Origin of the sequence: Mycoplana rhizolycopersici (assembly GCF_013378445.1) — a bacterium.
In the GTDB taxonomy this organism is placed as follows: Bacteria; Pseudomonadota; Alphaproteobacteria; order Rhizobiales; family Rhizobiaceae; genus Mycoplana; species Mycoplana rhizolycopersici.
On sequence record NZ_JABXYK010000003.1, the window covers coordinates 57,375 to 75,127 of the forward strand.

The following is a 17,753-nucleotide window of genomic DNA, read 5'->3' on the forward strand; positions in this document are numbered from 1 at the left end:
GTCGTAGTCCGGCCTTTTTCCGTTCAGCGCTCGATCGACGAGGTCGTGCAGGGGTCGACGCCATAGGCCGGGGCGCAGCCGTGCTTGCCGGCGGCAACGGTGCTCGGTGCCATGAAGGAGCCTGCCAGGATCACCAGCGCCGCGCAGCCGAAGAAAAGTGCAATTGCCTTGCCCATGTCGAAGAAGTCCTTGAGGAAAGATGTACGCGGGTCTCGCCGGTCTGGCCCCTTGTGCGAGGCGGTGTGTATTCGCCGCCCTGCAAAACATCAATAACGGAACATGTTGAATGCTGCGTAAATGCTGTGCTGATTTTCGACAGTGCGGCACAACTGCAACGCTCGGTCCCCGCACTGCGCGCTGGCGTTCAGATTGCCTGCGTGAATGCTCTTCGGACGGCCATCGGACGACCAAAGAAAACGCCGCCCGGTGCCAGGCGGCGTGATGATTTGCGCGATACGCTTGATCCCTTTGGAGGCCTCAGGCCGTTCCACGGGTGAACTGGCCCTGCGGGCGGTAGCGGACCAGATAGGACGGCAGGATCGCTTCGGCGAGCGCCGGCGCGATTCCGAGCGCCTGTATGGTGCGCCCCTCCTTCTTGGCCTCGTCGGAGACGATGTTGTCCGAACGCAGCAAGCGGACCTGGTCCGGCGTCAGCGGCGGCTCGACGAAGGGGACGAGCGAGGCGAACGAGCCGATCATCGAGGCGATGCCGAAGGGCAGCGAGACGAACGGACGCTTGCGGTCGATCACGTCGAGCATCAGTTCCAGACACTGGCGGAAGGTCAGGATTTCCGGGCCGCCCAGTTCGTAGGTCGTACCTTTGATGGCGTGTCCGTCGACGGAACGCGCCACGGCCTCGGCCACGTCGGCGACGTAGACCGGCTGGAACTTGGTGTGGCCGCCGCCGACCAGCGGCAGGACGGGTGCGAAGCGCGACATGTTGGCGAACTTGTTGAAGAAGCCGTCTTCCGGTCCGAAGACGATCGACGGACGCAGAATCACGGCTTCCGGCAGCACCTCGCGGATACCCAGTTCGCCGCGTCCCTTGGACCGGGCGTAGTCGGAAGCCGAATTGGCCTCAGCGCCGATCGCCGAGATGTGTGTCAGCGTGGCGCCGCGGGCGCGGGCGGCCTCGGCAACGGCGCGTGCGCCGAAATCCTGCACGGCGTCGAAGCGCTGGCGGCCCTTCTCGAACAGGATGCCGACGCAGTTGACGACGTGATCGGCGTCGTGGATGGCGCGGTCGATCGAGTCGCGGTAGCGCAGGTTCGCCTGAACGAAGGAGATCTGGCCAAGGCCGCCGATCGGCTGCAGGAACCCTGCCAGATCCGGCCGCCGCACGGCCACGCGGATGCGGTAGCCGCGCCTTGCGAGCGCACGGACCACATGACGGCCGACAAATCCGGAACCACCGAATACGGTGACCTGCGGCGGAAGGTTGGAGAGGGTCATGCGGGAAGCTCCTGGAATAGGCGAAGGTAGGTGAGGCCTACATAGCCCAAACCACCGGGGAGGTGAAGGCTTGTCTGCACGTGCCTTGTTGCAACTTCCGCGCCTGTCGTTGTCGGTGAGTCAGACCCCTTCGACGACCACCATCTCCGCGTCCGCGACTTCCTGGCGGATGGCGGCCGCGATCTGATATTCGGGGGAGTTGTAGCAGTCGATCGCCGCCTGCAGCGAGGGAAACTCGATCACGACGTTGCGGGCGCGAACCTGTCCTTCAAGCTTCTCGAAGGCGCCGCCGCGGGCGAGGAAGTTCGCCCCGTACTTCTCGAATGCCGGCTTGGCGGCCGCGACATAGTCCTTGTAGCGCTCGGCGTCGCGGACATCCACGCGTGCGATCCAGTATCCCTTGGCCATTTCGTCTCTCCCTTGATTACGCTTTGAGCGCGTCCGTCATTTCGGCCAGAATGGCCTCTGCCGCCGCGCGCGGGTCTGCGGCCTTTACGATCGGTCGCGCCACGACGAGATGGCTCGATCCGGCCTTCAAGGCTTCCGCAGGCGTCATCACCCGCTTCTGGTCCCCCTTCTCCGCACCGGTCGGGCGGATGCCGGGCGTGACGATCGCCATGTCAGGGCCGACAATGCCGCGCACGGCAGCAGCCTCCTCGGCCGAGCAGACGATGCCGCCCATGCCGGCGGCGCGCGCCTGTTCGGCCCGGCGCTGCACCAGCGCCTGCGGCGTGTCGTGATATCCCGCCTCGATCAGGTCTTCTGCATCCATGGAGGTCAGCACGGTGACGCCGAGCAGGCACAGGCCGGAGCCGGCCGCCGCCTCCACCGCCGCGCGCATCGCCTTCGGATAGGCGTGCAGCGTCAGCATCGACATGCCCATCTTCGCGATGTTCTCCACGCCCTTGGCTACCGTGTTGTCGATGTCCAGCAGTTTCATGTCGAGGAAGACCTTCTTGCCGTCCTGGGCAAGGTCGCGGGCGAACTCGAGCCCGCCTGCGAAGACCAGCTGGTAGCCGATCTTGTAGAAGAGCACGCTGTCGCCGAGCGCGCGGACCTTCTCCTCGGCCTCCGCCACGGTCGGAACATCTAGTCCGACGATCAGTCGTTCGCGCGCCTCCATCCTAGCACCCCTTCCATGTTTCCATCGCCGTCCAGTCGCATGCGCCAGAGCGATCTTCAAGCCGGAAGGCGAAAAGATTGCCGCCGTCGCCGGGCTGGTCGTGGCGCCGGGCGATCGGCAGGCCGAAGAGATGGCACTTGAGCAGCGTCCCCACGCCGCCATGCCCGACAAAGGCGATCGGCCCCGCGGTGCCGTGGTCTTTCAGGATGGCGTCCACCCGGGCGACGATCCGCGCCTGCGCGTCGGCGGCCCGCTCCCAGCCGCGAAAGCTCTCCGTCGGATGGGCGAAGAACCAGTCGGCAGCCTCCTGGAAGCGTTCGGGCGGCAGAAAGCCGGTGGCGGAGCGGTCGTTCTCGCCTATTCCCTTCACCACCTCGACCGTGAGGCCCGCCGCCTGCGCAAGGATTTCTGCCGTCTCGACTGCCTTCGTCTCGTCACTGGAGATGATACGTTTCAGCGTGCGTGCCCAATCCGCCTGCGCCGCCCGGGTCGCGCGCTCGCGCCCTTTCGCAGACAGGCTCCATTTCGGAACCGGCACGTCCGGATCGATCCGCACCTGAGGATGGGTGATGTAGAGCGCCAGCATCGGCCTTGCTCAGTGCGACTTGCGATAGGTCCACAGCTGCGCCGGCGGAATGTTGCGCACGACGAAATCGAGATGGCTGATTTGGTAGCGGTCCGGCATGGCGGTGACGGGTGACACCGGTCCATAGGAGATCTGCACGACGGGTCTTCCCGCCGGGATGCGTCGCAGCAGGTCCTCGATGAGCGAAACACGCCGGTGCATGGGGAAGTTCAGCAGCGGCACGGCCGAGATCACGCTGTCGAACTGCTGGTCCTTGAACACGCCAAGCGTCCGGTCGAGATCGAAGGCGTCGCCGTTGATGAAGTGCACGCCGTCGAAGCGCTCCACCAGGTGATTGTAGAAGTCGGTCGAGTATTCGATCGAGACGATCTTGTCGGGCGCCACGCCTCTTTCCAGGATCGCCTTGGTAATCGCTCCGGTTCCGGGGCCGAGCTCCAGCACCGGCAGGCCGGAATGCGGGTTGATGACGCCGGCCATGCGCCGCGCAGTGATCGAAGACGTCGGGATGATGGACCCGACGGCGCGCGTGTTGCTGATCCAACCCTTGAAGAAGCGGATCTCCTCGTCAAATTTCTTGCCGAGCCGTTCCTTCACCTTCACCCGCAAACTCATCTTGATTCCCCGGTTGTGGCCGTCAAGGAACTGCTCCGCCACCCCTGCAGCGCAGATGCCTCGAACCGCGTCGATTCTCTGCGCCACTATGTGTGGCTATTTGCGTCAAAAACAAGTCTGATCGCGCCGGATCAACAGTTTGACTTGTAAAGAAAAAGGCGAGCCTTTCGACCCGCCTTCCAGCATTCAGCCTTGATGCACATCAAACGCGCATCGGCATCAGCACATACAGCGCATCGTCGCCCGCAAGGTCGCGCACCAGCGTCGGCGAACCCGGATCGGCCAGCATGAACACCGCCTCCTCGCCGGAAAGCTGCGATGTGATGTCGAGCAGGTATTTGGCGTTGAAGCCGATTTCGAGCGGGTCACTGTCGTAGCCCACCGGCAGCTCTTCGGTGGCGCTGCCGGAATCGGGGTTGTTGACCGTCAGCGTCATCTGGCCGTCGCCGATCGCGAGCTTCACCGCCCGCCCGCGTTCGGAGGAGATGGTGGACACGCGGTCGACCGCCTGTGCGAAGGACTGGCAGTCGATCTTCAGTTCCTTGTCGTTGTTGGTGGGAATGACGCGCTGGTAGTCGGGGAACGTGCCGTCGATCAGCTTGGACGTCAGCACGACGGAGCCGAGCGTGAAGCGGATCTTCGCGTCGGAAACCTCGATGGTGACGATGAGTTCCGGATTGTCCACCAGCTTCTGCAGTTCGCCGACGGTCTTGCGCGGGATGATGATGCCCGGCATGCCTTCCGAACCCGAAGGCGCCTCTACGTCGGCGCGCGCCAGCCGGTGACCATCGGTTGCGACGGCGCGCAGCTTCAGCTTGCCCGCGCTCTCGATGGTATGCATGAAGATACCGTTGAGGTAGTAGCGCGTCTCTTCCGTCGAGATCGCGAACTGCGTCCTGTCGATCAGCATCTTCAGGTCTGTCGCCTTCAGGCGGAACGTGTGGCTGAAGCTGCCGGCCGTCAGGTCGGGGAAGTCGGACTGCGGCAGGCACTGCAGCGAGAACTTCGAGCGGCCGGACGCGACCGTCATAGACCCGCCGTCCGGCGTGTTGGCCAGCAGCACTTCGGAGCCGTCCGGCAACTTGCGCACGATGTCGTAAAGCAGATGCGCCGGAACGGTCGTAGCGCCCGCCTGTTCGATCTGTGCGGGCGTCGCCTCGGTGATTTCCAGGTCGAGGTCGGTCGCCTTCATCTCAAGCCCGGCGCCTTCCGAGCGCAGCAGCACGTTCGACAGGATCGGTATCGTGTTGCGGCGTTCGACCACGCGATGGACATGGTTGAGCGACTTCAGGAGATTGGACCGTTCGATTGTGATGCGCATTGGAGTACCGCTTTCGACCGCTCTGCCCGCCGGCCGTGCCGACGCGGCGTCTTCTTGTTTGCCGGCTGGCGCCGGAAGGATGTGGACGGGCAAATTGGCAGATTTATCCGTCCAATTGCAAGAGGCATGGCGATTGCCATAGGGGATAGAACCGTCCCCCGCCGTTCCCGCGCCCTTGCGGCCCGTCCCGGTCTCGCCCATAAGGAAGCTAGCCCGCCTCGACCGGGACGAAAAGCAGGAATATGACGTCTCGCATGCATGAACAGCCGCAAAGGGAGGCAGCGCCGGCTGCCCGTCACTATCGCGTCCACGGCGCGCTCGTGCCCGCGCGGCCGCTCGAGCCTGCGCTCTATCTGGTCGCAACCCCGATCGGCAATCTCGGCGACATCACTCTGCGGGCGCTGGAGACCCTTGCCGGCGCCGACGTGCTGGCCTGCGAGGACACCCGCGTCACCCGCGTTCTGCTCGACCGCTACGGCATCGTGACGCGCCCTTACGCCTACCACGAGCACAATGCCGACGAGGTCGGTCCGAAGCTCGTCGCCGCACTGGACGAGGGGCGCTCGGTGGCATTGGTCTCCGATGCCGGCACGCCGCTCGTCTCCGATCCCGGCTATCGCCTCGGCCAACTCGCGCTTGCCGCTGGCCACAAGGTCGTGCCGATCCCCGGACCGTCGGCGCCGCTCGCAGCGCTCGTCGGCTCGGGCCTGCCGAACGATGCCTTCCTATTCGCGGGCTTCCTGCCGGTGAAGGACAAGGCGCGCCGCGATCGCCTGGGCGAACTCGGCCGCGTGCCGTCGACGTTGATCTTTTTTGAATCGCCCCACCGGATCGGGGCGACGCTTGCCGCTGCGGCAGATGTTCTGGGCGGCGCGAGACAGGCCTGCGTGTGCCGCGAACTGACCAAGACTTTCGAGGAATTCCGCCGCGGCTCGCTTGAAGAGCTTGCCGCCCACTATGCGGGAAACCCCCAGGTGAAGGGCGAGATCGTGCTCGTTGTCGCGCCGCCGGCGGAAGAGCCGCCGCCGGAAGCAGCCGACGTCGATGCACTGCTTGCCGGGCTCGTGGCCGACATGCCGGCCGGGAAGGCGGCGACCGAGGCCGCGCGCCAGACGGGACTGCCCCGGCGCGACCTCTACCAGCGCCTGCTCGAACTGAAGGCCGAACATGGGCGATGAGGCGGGCAGAAAGCTCCGCCGCAAGGCCTTTCGCCGCGGCCATTTCGCGGAATACATTGCTGCCCTCTATCTGATCGCCAAAGGCTATCGCATCATTGCGATCCGCCACCGCACCAGGCTCGGCGAGATCGACATCATCGCACGCAAGGGCGACTTGGTCGCTTGCGTCGAGGTCAAGGCGAGAGCGAGTGAGGAAGGTGCGGTCTTTGCGGTCACGGGAGCCGCCCAACATCGCATTCGCGCCGCAAGCGATGTCTGGCTGTCGCGCCAGTCCGATGCACATCTGCTGTCGATCCGCTACGATATCGTCGCCGTCATGCCGTGGCGTTTGCCCCGACATCTGCCGGGCGCGTTTTGAAGTAAAAACGAAATCGGTTCGAAAGTGATGTGAAATGTAATCGAACTGACACATTCCTGTTAAGCGATCTTCACGGAAGGGCAATAGGCACTCGCACACCGATGCAACCGGTGGAGAGGATCCTTCCATGATCAAACAGTTTTCCCTCGCAGCAATCTCGATCGCCCTGACCGCGACCTCGTCGCTCGCCGCCACCAATATCAGCTGGTGGCACGGCATGGCCGGCCGCAATGGCGAGGTCATCAACGAGGTGGCCCAGAAGTTCAACGCCGCGCAGACCGCCTGCGCGCTGACCCCGGTCTCCAAGGGCACCTATGAAGAGGCGCTCGCTTCCGGCATCGCAGCCTTCCGCTCCGGCGAACAGCCGAACATCCTGCAGGTCTTCGACGCAGGTGCGGCCACCATCATCAACGCCAAGGGCGCTGTCGTCCCGGCCGAGGACCTGATCAAGGAAGCCGGCTACGACTTCGACCGCAACGCCTTCATCGAAGGCGTGCGCTACTTCTACGCCGACAGCGACGGCAAGTTCGTCGGCATGCCGTTCAACTCGTCCGCGCCGATCATGTACATCAACGACGAGGCCCTGAAGAAGGCCGGCGTCGAGGCGCCGAAGACGTGGGAAGAGTTCGAGGCGGCAGCGCCGAAGCTGAAGGAAGCCGGCTACATCCCGCTGGTCCAGGCGCAGCTGACCTGGCAGTTCACGGAAAACTTCTTCTCGCGCAACAACATCCAGTTCGCGACCAACAACAACGGCTACGACAGCGTCGTAGACACCAAGATCAAGGCCACCGACCCGAACCTCGTCATGATGTTCGAGAAGCTGAAGTCCTGGGCGGACCAGGGTTACTTCGCCTATTACGGCGCCGGCTGGAACGACAACCAGAAGCCGTTCGAAGAAAACAAGGTTGCGCTGTGGGTCGGCTCTTCGGGCTCCTTCGGCGGCCTGCAGAAGACCGCCCAGATGCCGTTCTCGGCCACTTTCCTGCCTTACTGGGGCTCGATTGCGGGCGCCGGCACCAATTCCTTCATCGGCGGTGCCGCTCTCTTCGCCATGGCTGGCAAGCCGGCCGAGGAAAACAAGTGCGTGGCCGACTTCTTCCAGTTCCTGACCTCGCCGGAGATCCAGAAGTTCTACCACCAGGCCACCGGCTACGTCGCCATCACCAAGGAAGCATACGAACTGGCGAAGTCCGAGGGCTACTATGAAAAGACCCCGGTCGCCGAAGTCGGCATCCAGCAGCTGATGCTGCCGGCCGGCGAATGGTCGAAGGGCTACCGTCTCGGCTTCTATCCGCAGATCCGCGAGATCATGGAGCGCGAATACGGCCGCATCTTTTCCGGCGAGACCACCGTCAAGGACGCGTTCGATACAATTGAGCGCGAGGGTAACGAATTGCTCGCCCGCTTCGCCAAGACGGCGGGTTGATCGGTAACTGTCGGCCGCTCGACTATCCGGTGGCCCCTCATCCGGCCTGCCGGCCACCTTCTCCCCGCAAGCGGGGAGAAGGATCCTCGCCGCAACGTATTCCTCCCCCTCTCCCCGCTTGCGGGGGGGCTGGGGTGAGGGGCATTCGCCAATGAGGGGTGAGAGGCAGCCTTCACATCAGGCTCGAACGAACATTGCCCCTACCTGTCTGAAGGTCTGCCAATGAAGCGCGTCCAGTTCTCCTCGCCGCTGCTGCCCTATCTGTTCCTGGCGCCGCAGTTGGCCGTGATCGTCATCTTCTTCTACTGGCCGTCGGTGCGGGCGATCCAGTCCTCCTTCTATCTGGAGGATCCGTTCGGCTTCGGCTCGACCTTCGTCGGCTTCGACAACTATCTCGGCGTGCTTCTCAGTCCCGAATATCTGTCCATCGCCCGCTTCACGGCGATCTTCACCGCAACCGTCACCTTCTTCTCGCTCGCGCTCGGCCTGCTGCTCGCCGTCAAGGCAGACGCGGTGATCCGCGGCAACGCCGCCTACAAGACGCTGCTGATTTCCGTCTATGCCATCGCCCCGCCGGTCGCGGGCCTGATCGGCATGATGTTCTTCGACCAGCACATCGGCCCCTTCGTCAAGATTGCCGCCTTCCTCGGCTGGGATATGAAGGTAGGCCTCAGCTATTTCGACACCGCGTTTGCCATGATCTTCGTCGCCGTCTGGAAGCAGATCCCCTACAATTTCATCTTCTTTCTCTCCGGTCTCCAGGCTCTGCCGGCTTCCGTGCGCGAGGCCGCCGCCATCGACTGCCGCTCCGGCATCAAGCGCTTCTGGACGGTCATCTTCCCGCTTCTCGCGCCCACCGCCTTCTTCCTTCTGATCATCAACGTCACCTACGCTCTGTTCGACACCTTCGGCGTCATCGACGTGATGGTGAAGGACAAGGCGGCCAACAACCCGATCACGCTGGTCTACAAGGTCTACATGGACGGCTTCCGCGGCAACGACATCGGCGGCTCCTCGGCCCAGTCGGTGATCCTGATGATCGTCGTCTTCGTGCTCACCGTGCTGCAGTTCCGCTTCATCGAGCGGCGCATCCACTACACCTGAGGCGCCCATGCACAGAACCCGCATCCTCGACCATGCCGTCCTGATCCTCGGCGCCCTGTTCCTGACGCTGCCGGTGGTCGTCGCCTTCATGACCTCGACGCACGAGGCGGCCGAGATCCATTCGAAGGGGCTGATGCTCTCGCCCGGCGGCCATTTCGTCGAGACCTACGAGACCGTGCTGACGCGTCAGGGCGGCTTCACCGGCCAGGTCACCGGCGCGCGGATGATGATGAATTCCTTCATCCTCGGCATCGGCTTCGCCGTCGGCAAGATCGTGCTCTCGATGCTGGCTGCCTATGCGATCGTCTATTTCCGCTTCCGGTTCGCCACGCTCGCCTTCTGGGTGATCTTCACCACGCTGCTTTTGCCGCTCGAAGTGCGCATCATGCCCTCCTACGAGGTGATGAGCGGGCTCGGTCTCATCAACTCCTATACCGGCCTGATCGTGCCGCTCTTGGCGTCGGCCACCGGCACCTTCTATTTCCGCCAGTTCTTCAAGTCGGTGCCTGAGGAGCTTCTCGAGGCCGCCCGCATCGACGGCGCCGGGCCGTTCAAGTTCTTCATAGACGTGCTGGTGCCGCTCTCGAAGACGATGATTGCGGCGATTTTCATCATCATGTTCGTCTATGGCTGGAACCAGTATCTCTGGCCGATGCTGATGACCACCGACGAGCGCTTCTTCACCCTGATGCGCGGCATCAAGCAGATCCTCCAGGTCTGGATCGGCTCGCAGATCCCCGACTACAACGAGGCCTTCGCACTGGCTGTCCTCGCCATGCTTCCACCGGTTCTCATCGTGGTGATCTTCCAGAGCTGGTTCATCAAGGGCCTCACCGAAAGCGACAAGTAAGGATAAGTCGATGGCAACGATCGAGATCGACAAGGTATCGAAAATCTATCACGGCAACGTGCCGGCGGTGAGCGAGGTCGACATAAGGATCGCCGATGGCGAGTTCATCGTCCTCGTCGGCCCCTCCGGCTGCGGGAAGTCGACGCTCCTGCGCATGGTCGCCGGGCTGGAGACGATCTCAAGTGGTACGGTGCGGATCGGCGATCGTATCGTCAACGATGTCGAGCCGGCCGACCGCGACATCGCCATGGTCTTCCAGAACTATGCGCTCTATCCGCATATGACCGTGCGCGAGAACCTCGCCTACGGGCTGAAGAACCGCCGCACGCCCAAGCCGGAGATCGAGGCGCGCGTGGCAGAAGCCGCCCGCATGCTGGAACTCGGCCCCTATCTCGACCGCAAGCCGCGCGCGCTCTCGGGCGGCCAGCGCCAGCGCGTCGCAATGGGCCGCGCCATCGTTCGCCAGCCCTCCGCCTTCCTGTTCGACGAGCCGCTCTCCAACCTCGACGCCAAGCTGCGCGTCTCCATGCGCGGCGAGATCAAGCGCCTGCAGCGCCGGGTCGGCACGACCTCGCTCTACGTCACCCATGATCAGTTGGAAGCAATGACGCTCGCCGACCGCCTCGTGGTCCTCAACGGCGGTCGCATCGAGCAGATCGGCCGGCCGCTCGATGTCTACCACGCACCCGCCTCCACCTTCGTCGCAAGTTTCATCGGCTCGCCGGCAATGAACCTGGTGCAGGGTGAACTGCACGGCAGCAAGCTTGCGATCGGCCCGGCGCTGATCGACCTCGGCAAGGCTGTGCCGACGCAAGGCGCCGTCACCGTCGGCTTCCGCGCCGAGGACCTGCAGGCGGCCGCCCCCGGCGGCACCGCTGCTGAGGGCGGCAGCATGCCGCTTCGCGTCGATTATGTGGAGGAACTGGGTTCCCAGCGCCTCGTGCACGGCATGGTCGGCGACCAGGCCGTCACCGTTGCACTCTCCTCCGATGCGACGCTGAGAGGCGAGATGCCGGTCACGATCCCGATCGGCCGCCTGCATTTCTTTGACGCGGAGAGTGGCCGCCGGCTGCCCTGGTCCAGCGCCGAGCCGCACCGCACGGCCACGGCCCCCGACCTGCTGGAGACGGCACGATGATCCGCACCACCGTCCCTGCATTGGAGGCTGCGAGCGAGAGCGTTCGCGCCGACGTCGCCACCCTGCCGCGCACTATCGAGGCCCATGACGACAGGATGGCGTCGCTGCCCTTCATGAATGTGATCGAGGTCGGCGGCAGCGCCGCATCGGCCGGCTCGCTCGCCTTCCCGTTTGATGTCGCCGCCTGGAATCTGGAACGCTGCCTGTTTCCCGAAGCGACCGCAGGCCTGCTGCGGCGGGCAACGCCGGCACCCGTCGTGCTCGTCTCGGAAATGGACAGCGGCATGGCCCGCACCGGCCAGCGCAATACGACGACCGAACTCGCCGGCCACCTCAACATGGCCTATGCCTATGGGGTCGAGTTCCTCGAGCTCGGTCTCGGCTCTGCGACCGAGCGCGAATTCTGCAGGGACGACTTCAACCTGCACGGCTTCCACGGCAACGGCCTGATGGCGGGCGTTCCGCTGGCGCGGCCCTTCATGCTCCGCCTCGAAGGCGAGCGGCTGTGGTTCATCGACGGCGGCGACCAGCCTCGTCTCGGCGAGCGCATGGCGATCGGCGCGGTCATCGAGACGGAAGCGGGACCCTTCGTCGCCGTCTCCACCCATCTCGAAAGCGCGACCAATGCGGCCTATCGCGAACGCCAGGTGGTGGGCCTCATCGATGTGCTCGACGCAACCTTTCCGGGCCTGCCGGTCCTGATCGGCGGCGACCTGAACACCGGCAACCATACAGGCGGCGACTTCGAGGCCGAAGGCCTGTTTGCACGCGCTTACGAACGCGGCTTCTCTCGCCACGGCGGCCCGCTGGAGCAGATGACGACCCGTCCGAGCCTGATTACCCGCTGGCCGACCGGACGATGAAGCTCGACTGGTTCCTGGCCCGTGGCCTCCTCGTCGGTGAGACCCGCATCGTCTCTTCGCTCGACGAAACCGGCCGGCCGCTCTCCGGTCACGACCTGATCGTCTGCCGCATCGAGGGTTTCGAATAGGTATTGCTGCGTCGTCGCGGCCACCACTGGTGATCCTTATCTGGCCGCTGCCATGCGGGACGCCATCGGGCGTCGGCCTGTCGGCGGTGGCGCGATCGGTGCGGTGCCGTTGCAGGGGCGGGGCGGAAGCCCGTTTCGAGAACATCGTCCGTCCCGCCACGCCAAATCCGCATGATCGCTAAAATTGTAGCAAGCGCATGAACCCGCTTCGAACCTTCTGCTCTTAAATTCGCGCCGATGGCGAAGAGGGGACTTCGATGGTTCTGAAACTGATGCTCGCAAGTGCGATCGGCATGGCGGTGCGTACGATTCCGGCAAAGGCGCTGCCTCCAAGGCCGCTGATCGCAGCCTCCATGGATGAGATGGAGATGGCGGACGCGCCGATCGAGCCTTCCTGGATCCTCGAAGGCGCGCCTCGCGCGCGCCTTGCCCTGCATTCGCGCGGCCACGACGACCAGTCGACGACCGCGATATGGGATTGCACCGCCGGCGCCTTCCGCTGGTATTTCGGCTGGGACGAGACGGTGATGATCCTGGAGGGCGAGGTGCACGTCACCACCGAGGACGGAGTGGAACGGACGCTGCGCTCCGGCGATATCGCCTATTTCGCCGGCAAGACCTGGGCAACCTGGCGCGTCGACGACTACGTCCGCAAGATCGCCTTCTGCCGCAAGCAGTTTCCCGCACCCGTCGCAATGGCGCTGCGCCTGCGCGACATGATGCGCCCCGGTGCCGCACGCGGTGGTCTCGCCGCCTGAGCGGTCGTCGACGGCGGGTGGAGAAGGTATATCCGCCGGTGCCGGATCGACGCGGATGACGCCTTCCCGCCCTGATTGACCGCTGTTTTCGCAGACGCCGTGGCGTCATTTGCGGAAGCGGCGGCAAAGTCCTGCCTGATCGGTTTGGATGCCGAGCCCGGGCCGTTGCGTTTGTGGGGCCGGAGCCCTAAATGTGACGGGCAGATTCCTGAGGGCAATTACATGGCGAAGATCAAGAACGTCGCGGTCCAGATGGACCATGTGTCCACCGTCAATATCGCGGGCGATTCCACCTTCGCCATGAGCCTGGAGGCCCAGGCGCGCGGCTACAATCTCTTCCACTATACGCCGGAAAAGCTCAGCCTGCGCGACGGCAAGGTCTTTGCCACCGTCGAGCCGATGCGGCTTCGCGACGTCAAGGGCGATCACTACGAGCTCGGCGAGCCTGAGCGTATCGACCTCTCTACCATGGATGTGGTGCTGCTCCGCCAGGACCCGCCTTTCGACATGGCCTACATCACCTCCACCCACCTTCTGGAACGCATTCATCCGAAGACGCTGGTGGTCAACGATCCCGCCTGGGTGCGCAACTCGCCGGAGAAGATCTTCGTCACCGAATTTGCCGACCTGATGCCGGCAACACTGATCACCCGCGATCCGGCCGAGATCCGCCGTTTCCGCGAGGAAATGGGCGACATCATCTTGAAACCGCTTTACGGCAACGGCGGCGCCGGCGTTTTCCACTCGACCCGCGACGACCGCAACCTCTCCTCGCTCTTGGAAATGTTCGGTCAGATGTTCCGCGAGCCCTTCATTGCGCAGCAGTACCTGCCGGACGTGCGCAAGGGCGACAAGCGCATCATCCTCGTCGATGGCGAGCCGGTCGGCGCAATCAACCGCGTTCCCGCCGAGCACGACAGCCGCTCCAACATGCATGTCGGCGGCCGCGCCGAGGCCACCGCGCTGACGAAGCGCGAGGAGGAGATCTGCGCCCGTATCGGCCCGGCGCTGAAGGCCCGCGGCTTCCTGCTCGTCGGCATCGATGTAATCGGCGACTACATGACCGAGATCAACGTCACCTCGCCAACCGGCATCCGCGAGGTGAAGAAATTCGGCGGCGCCGATATTGCAAGCCTGCTGTGGAACGCAATCGAAGCCAAGCGTTAGGCAGTCGCGCCGGTAGTCCCGGCCGGCGCTCGTGCCCGGGCGTTCAGCCGGCGCACGCGAAGGCGTGCGCAAGCACGCCTGAGGCGCGACTACAGCATCCTGCATTTCGCTTCATGCCTTGGCGCCCTCCAGAGCCGTCGGCGGGCAGGGCGCCCCGTCACGCAAAGGGCATCATCCCGTCTGTTCTCCCGTTGCAACCCGATGCAGCCTGAGCGGGAAAAATACGCGCGTTTGTTCGATAATTGTTCTTGTTATATTCCGTATTCCGTGCAATCGTGTCACCTGCAACTTGAGGATTGGTTGTGGTGATCGGATGCTATTGGCAGGAGCGGCAGCATCGCTCCCGGTCATGCGCGCTCCTTTCGCCATCAAGTTCGGCAGCATGAGGCTGCCGCAGGGGGCGTTCATGGTGGCACGGGTCAGTACGGTGGCATTTCAGGGCATCGATGGCGTTCCCGTCGATGTCCAGGTGATGGTGGCGCCCGGCAAGGTCGGCATGCAGATCGTCGGGCTTCCGGACAAGGCGGTGGCGGAAAGCCGCGAACGCGTTCAGGCTGCCCTTCATGCCTCCGGGCTGTCGCTGCCGGCCAAGCGCGTGACGGTCAATCTCGCACCCGCCGATCTGCCGAAGGAGGGGAGCCACTTCGATCTTCCTATCGCCTTGGGCCTGATGGCTGCGCTCGGCGCGATTCCTGCAGATGCCCTGGAGGGTTATGTCGTGATCGGCGAGCTCAATCTCGACGGCACGATTGCCGCCATTGCCGGAGCGCTGCCCGCCGCGATCGGCGCCAACGCCCTCGGCAAGGGATTGATATGCCCCGCCGACAGCGGCGCGGAAGCGGCGTGGGCGGGAAGCCAGCTCGACATCCTCGCGCCGCGAAGCCTGATCGCGCTGGCGAACCATTTTCGCGGCACCCAGGTGCTGTCGCGTCCCGAACCCGCAATTCGCGCAGCGCCCGCGAACCTGCCTGACCTCGCCGATATCAAGGGCCAGGAAAGCGCCAAGCGCGCGCTGGAGGTCGCCGCCGCTGGCGGGCATAATCTGCTGACATTGTGCTACATTAATTAGCGGGTCTTCGGTTGGCTAACGGGCCGAAATTGGCTTACTCAACACCCGCTCGTTATTTCCCATGCCTATAGGCATCACAAGTTCCGTAGCTTCGATGGATTTATTCAAAAGAAGCTTTCCTCAAGTTGCGCACGAAGCTGTCAACAGTCTTGTTTGTATTTGCGGTCGTTGAGATATTCATCGTAGGTTGCAACGGTGATTCCGGACTAAGAAAACATGGGCTGGGGGGATAATGAGCGACAGACCTTTCAAGGCTTTTTTTGCCTACCCAGGCCAACCAGACGAATTGGTGTCGACAATCAACGCCGCGGCCAAACGCATAAATGCGACCGGGAAGTCGTCGGTACTAACCTGGCCGGAGATGGGTGTTTTCGGAACGGTGATTCCTGACGATGTCAGGAACAATATTGCCGATGCCCAAGCCCTCGTGTTCGACGTCACGCGACCGAACCTTAACGTCTACTACGAGGCCGGATACGCCATCGGCCTTGGAAAGGCGATTGCTCCCGTAGTGAATAGGTCTTTCGACAACGCGCTTGCCGATATCCAGCGCGACGGCATGTTCGACAACATTGGATACAGGTCCTACGAAAACAGCGAAGAACTCGCCGATATCCTTTCTGGATTGCCAGAGACAAAGCTACTCGATCTTTACAGCAGGGAACTCGATAACCAGCAGCCTCTGTTTGTGCTCGACACCTTGAGGAAGACAGACTTCCGCAACTGGGTCGTTTCGGCGATCAAAAGTTCGAAGGTCCACTACCGCAGTTTCGATCCCGTCGAGGTCCCGAGGCTTTCTGCGGTCACGGTGCTATCACAGGTCTCTGCCTCGTCCGGTATTATCCTACCGATACTTGGCGACCACATAGACGACGCCAAAAGACATAATCTGAGAGCCGCCTTCGTAGCTGGCATCAGTCACGGATTGGGCCGACAGACCTTGCTGGTCGCATTGAAGAGGTTCGACGCAGCACCTGCGGATTATCGGGACCTCATCACGCCCGTTGTCGACGAGAAGTCTATCATGCAGGTCGTAGGGACGTTCTCGCAACAGGCTCTTCTCGCAGGCCAGTCGATAAAGAGCAGACCCGGGAAGGGTACCAAAACTGTCCTCCAATCGCTCACCTTAGGGTCCTCAGCCGCAGAAAACGAATTCAGGACTCTGTCGAGCTATTTCGTAGAAACGTCAGAATTTCTGCGGACGTTGCGGGGGGAAGTGAACGTGGTAGCGGGAAGGAAGGGGTCCGGCAAGACCGCGATCTTCTTCCAGTCGCGTGACGTGTTCCGAGCTGAGAAAGGGGCGATCGTTACCGACCTGAAGCCCGAGTCTCATCAATTAAGCCTCTTCAGAGAGGAACTGCTCAAGATTGTCGATGTAGGGGCGTTCGATCACTCGCTCGCGGCATTCTGGTATTTCCTCCTCTTGTCGGAAGTACTTCTGACGATGAAGCGGAACCTCGAATATCGATCCCGCGTCGACAGCCGAGCACTGGAGACTCTCCGGGAGATCGACCGGGTCCTCGATTCATATCAGATCAACGAGAGCGGAGATTTCACTACCCGTATCAACCGTCTCAGCCGTTTCGTAGTCCAGGAAATAGATGCCGCCAAGAAGAGGCGGCAGTCTATATCGCCCGAATTCCTCACGAATATCATCTTTCGGGGTGGGATTAACGACCTCAAGAAGATGGTTTTCCAGTATGTCGGTCACCACGACAGGGTGACGTTGCTTTTTGACAACATCGACAAGGGCTGGCCCGCCAACGGTGTCGACGAGTTCGACGTGCGTCTGGTGCGCCTGCTTGTTGAGGCGCTCGACAAGATCAAGCGCGATTTCCTCGCTGCAAAGCGCGAGTTCCTCTCAGTCGTTTTCCTCCGAAACGACATTTACGAGATGCTCGTGGAAGGCACGCCTGACCGAGGAAAGGCGGGCCAAGTGCGGATCGACTGGACCGACCGCGCAAAGCTCAAACAAGTGATATTCAAGCGACTCCAGGCTTCGGCGGGAGCGACGGCGACCAACTTTAACGAACTCTGGCAAAGATTTTTTCCGGAATCCGTTGCCAATCAGGACTCGTTCGAGTTCTTCGTTGACCATTGCCTGATGCGGCCGCGGTTCCTCATCAACATCATTGAAAACGCGATCTCGAACGCCGTGAACCGAGGGCATTCCAAGGTGGCGGTTGAAGACTGCATCGACGCAGTCAGGCAGCATTCGCTCTATTTGGTCGACGACTTCGGTTACGAGATACGGGATGTTTCGGGGTTGTCCGCCGAATTGCTTTATTCGCTCGTGGGGGCTGAAAAAGTGATGGCGAGATCGGACTTTCTCGCCAAGTTCATTGAGTTCGGCCTTTCGGCGGAAGAGGCCGACAAAGCATTTTCACTCATGTTGTGGTACGGGGTTCTTGGCATCCGAAACAAGGACGGCAAGGATCGCTTTATCTACGATTTCGAATACAGCATGAAGCGACTGACCGCGGAGGCCAAGGTTCTCGGGGAGACTGCTCGGTATGTCACCAACGAAGCCCTACATGTGGCGCTTGCCACTTAGGTGTTGATCTGCGCTGAGAACCAGCTCTTGGTTGAGAAGTGGTGACTCCCACCTGCCTCATCAAAA

The 17,753-nt window shown here is 62.7% G+C and carries 18 protein-coding genes and 1 pseudogene; 12 read left to right on the forward strand and 7 right to left on the reverse strand.

Features of this window, described 5'->3' with window-relative positions; all coding sequences use genetic code 11:
• Positions 1-23 precede the first annotated feature (23 nt).
• The 7 genes from HV823_RS05510 to dnaN all read right to left on the reverse strand — a co-directional run bounded on the left by HV823_RS05510 (position 24) and on the right by dnaN (position 5,094).
• Positions 24-176 (reverse strand): metallophosphoesterase family protein, encoded by a 153-nt coding sequence (locus tag HV823_RS05510; RefSeq protein WP_176948756.1) that lies wholly within the window; start codon positions 174-176, stop codon positions 24-26.
• A 301-nt stretch (positions 177-477) separates the two neighbouring features.
• The gene (locus HV823_RS05515) at positions 478-1,452 is read right to left on the reverse strand and encodes a complex I NDUFA9 subunit family protein (RefSeq protein WP_176948757.1); all 975 of its coding nucleotides are present in this window, start codon (positions 1,450-1,452) and stop codon (positions 478-480) included.
• Positions 1,453-1,572: 120 nt separating this feature from the next.
• On the reverse strand, positions 1,573-1,860 hold the full coding sequence (locus HV823_RS05520; protein ID WP_176948758.1) for a DUF1330 domain-containing protein: 288 nt from the start codon (positions 1,858-1,860) through the stop codon (positions 1,573-1,575).
• A gap of 16 nt (positions 1,861-1,876) precedes the next feature.
• Positions 1,877-2,575, reverse strand: coding sequence for an orotidine-5'-phosphate decarboxylase (gene pyrF, locus HV823_RS05525; protein WP_176948759.1), 699 nt, complete (start codon positions 2,573-2,575; stop codon positions 1,877-1,879).
• A 1-nt stretch (position 2,576) separates the two neighbouring features.
• The gene (locus tag HV823_RS05530; protein WP_176948760.1) at positions 2,577-3,161 is read right to left on the reverse strand and encodes a histidine phosphatase family protein; all 585 of its coding nucleotides are present in this window, start codon (positions 3,159-3,161) and stop codon (positions 2,577-2,579) included.
• A 9-nt stretch (positions 3,162-3,170) separates the two neighbouring features.
• On the reverse strand, positions 3,171-3,773 hold the full coding sequence (gene pmtA, locus HV823_RS05535) for a phospholipid N-methyltransferase PmtA (RefSeq protein ID WP_176948761.1): 603 nt from the start codon (positions 3,771-3,773) through the stop codon (positions 3,171-3,173).
• Between the two features lie 202 nt (positions 3,774-3,975).
• Entirely contained in the window at positions 3,976-5,094 is a 1,119-nt protein-coding gene (gene dnaN, locus HV823_RS05540) for a DNA polymerase III subunit beta (protein WP_176948762.1), read from the reverse strand.
• Positions 5,095-5,348: 254 nt separating this feature from the next.
• Here dnaN and rsmI point away from each other — a divergent pair, with 254 nt between their 5' ends.
• The 12 genes and pseudogenes from rsmI to HV823_RS05595 all read left to right on the forward strand — a co-directional run bounded on the left by rsmI (position 5,349) and on the right by HV823_RS05595 (position 17,687).
• Positions 5,349-6,272 (forward strand): 16S rRNA (cytidine(1402)-2'-O)-methyltransferase, encoded by a 924-nt coding sequence (rsmI, locus tag HV823_RS05545; RefSeq protein ID WP_176948763.1) that lies wholly within the window; start codon positions 5,349-5,351, stop codon positions 6,270-6,272.
• Positions 6,262-6,630, forward strand: a complete 369-nt coding sequence (locus tag HV823_RS05550) for a YraN family protein (protein ID WP_176948764.1) — start codon at positions 6,262-6,264, stop codon at positions 6,628-6,630. Before rsmI ends, HV823_RS05550 begins: the two co-directional genes overlap by 11 nt.
• A gap of 127 nt (positions 6,631-6,757) precedes the next feature.
• Positions 6,758-8,056, forward strand: a complete 1,299-nt coding sequence (locus tag HV823_RS05555) for an extracellular solute-binding protein (RefSeq protein WP_176948765.1) — start codon at positions 6,758-6,760, stop codon at positions 8,054-8,056.
• Positions 8,057-8,278: 222 nt separating this feature from the next.
• Positions 8,279-9,160 (forward strand): ABC transporter permease subunit, encoded by an 882-nt coding sequence (locus HV823_RS05560; RefSeq protein ID WP_176948766.1) that lies wholly within the window; start codon positions 8,279-8,281, stop codon positions 9,158-9,160.
• 7 nt (positions 9,161-9,167) lie between these two features.
• The gene (ugpE, locus tag HV823_RS05565; RefSeq protein WP_176948767.1) at positions 9,168-10,010 is read left to right on the forward strand and encodes a sn-glycerol-3-phosphate ABC transporter permease UgpE; all 843 of its coding nucleotides are present in this window, start codon (positions 9,168-9,170) and stop codon (positions 10,008-10,010) included.
• A 10-nt stretch (positions 10,011-10,020) separates the two neighbouring features.
• On the forward strand, positions 10,021-11,148 hold the full coding sequence (locus tag HV823_RS05570; protein WP_176948768.1) for a sn-glycerol-3-phosphate import ATP-binding protein UgpC: 1,128 nt from the start codon (positions 10,021-10,023) through the stop codon (positions 11,146-11,148).
• The gene (locus tag HV823_RS05575) at positions 11,145-12,011 is read left to right on the forward strand and encodes an endonuclease/exonuclease/phosphatase family protein (protein WP_246300943.1); all 867 of its coding nucleotides are present in this window, start codon (positions 11,145-11,147) and stop codon (positions 12,009-12,011) included. Before HV823_RS05570 ends, HV823_RS05575 begins: the two co-directional genes overlap by 4 nt.
• Positions 12,008-12,139, forward strand: coding sequence for a hypothetical protein (locus tag HV823_RS27025; RefSeq protein ID WP_281374024.1), 132 nt, complete (start codon positions 12,008-12,010; stop codon positions 12,137-12,139). Before HV823_RS05575 ends, HV823_RS27025 begins: the two co-directional genes overlap by 4 nt.
• A 257-nt stretch (positions 12,140-12,396) precedes the next feature.
• A complete protein-coding gene (locus HV823_RS05580; RefSeq protein ID WP_176948769.1) occupies positions 12,397-12,897 on the forward strand; it encodes a cupin domain-containing protein in 501 nt (166 codons plus the stop codon).
• Positions 12,898-13,119: 222 nt separating this feature from the next.
• Positions 13,120-14,064, forward strand: coding sequence for a glutathione synthase (gshB, locus tag HV823_RS05585; protein WP_176948770.1), 945 nt, complete (start codon positions 13,120-13,122; stop codon positions 14,062-14,064).
• 406 nt (positions 14,065-14,470) lie between these two features.
• A pseudogene (locus tag HV823_RS05590) lies at positions 14,471-15,112 on the forward strand (magnesium chelatase domain-containing protein); the annotation flags it as partial.
• A 253-nt stretch (positions 15,113-15,365) separates the two neighbouring features.
• A complete protein-coding gene (locus HV823_RS05595) occupies positions 15,366-17,687 on the forward strand; it encodes a P-loop ATPase, Sll1717 family (RefSeq protein WP_142174787.1) in 2,322 nt (773 codons plus the stop codon).
• Positions 17,688-17,753: the final 66 nt, after the last annotated feature.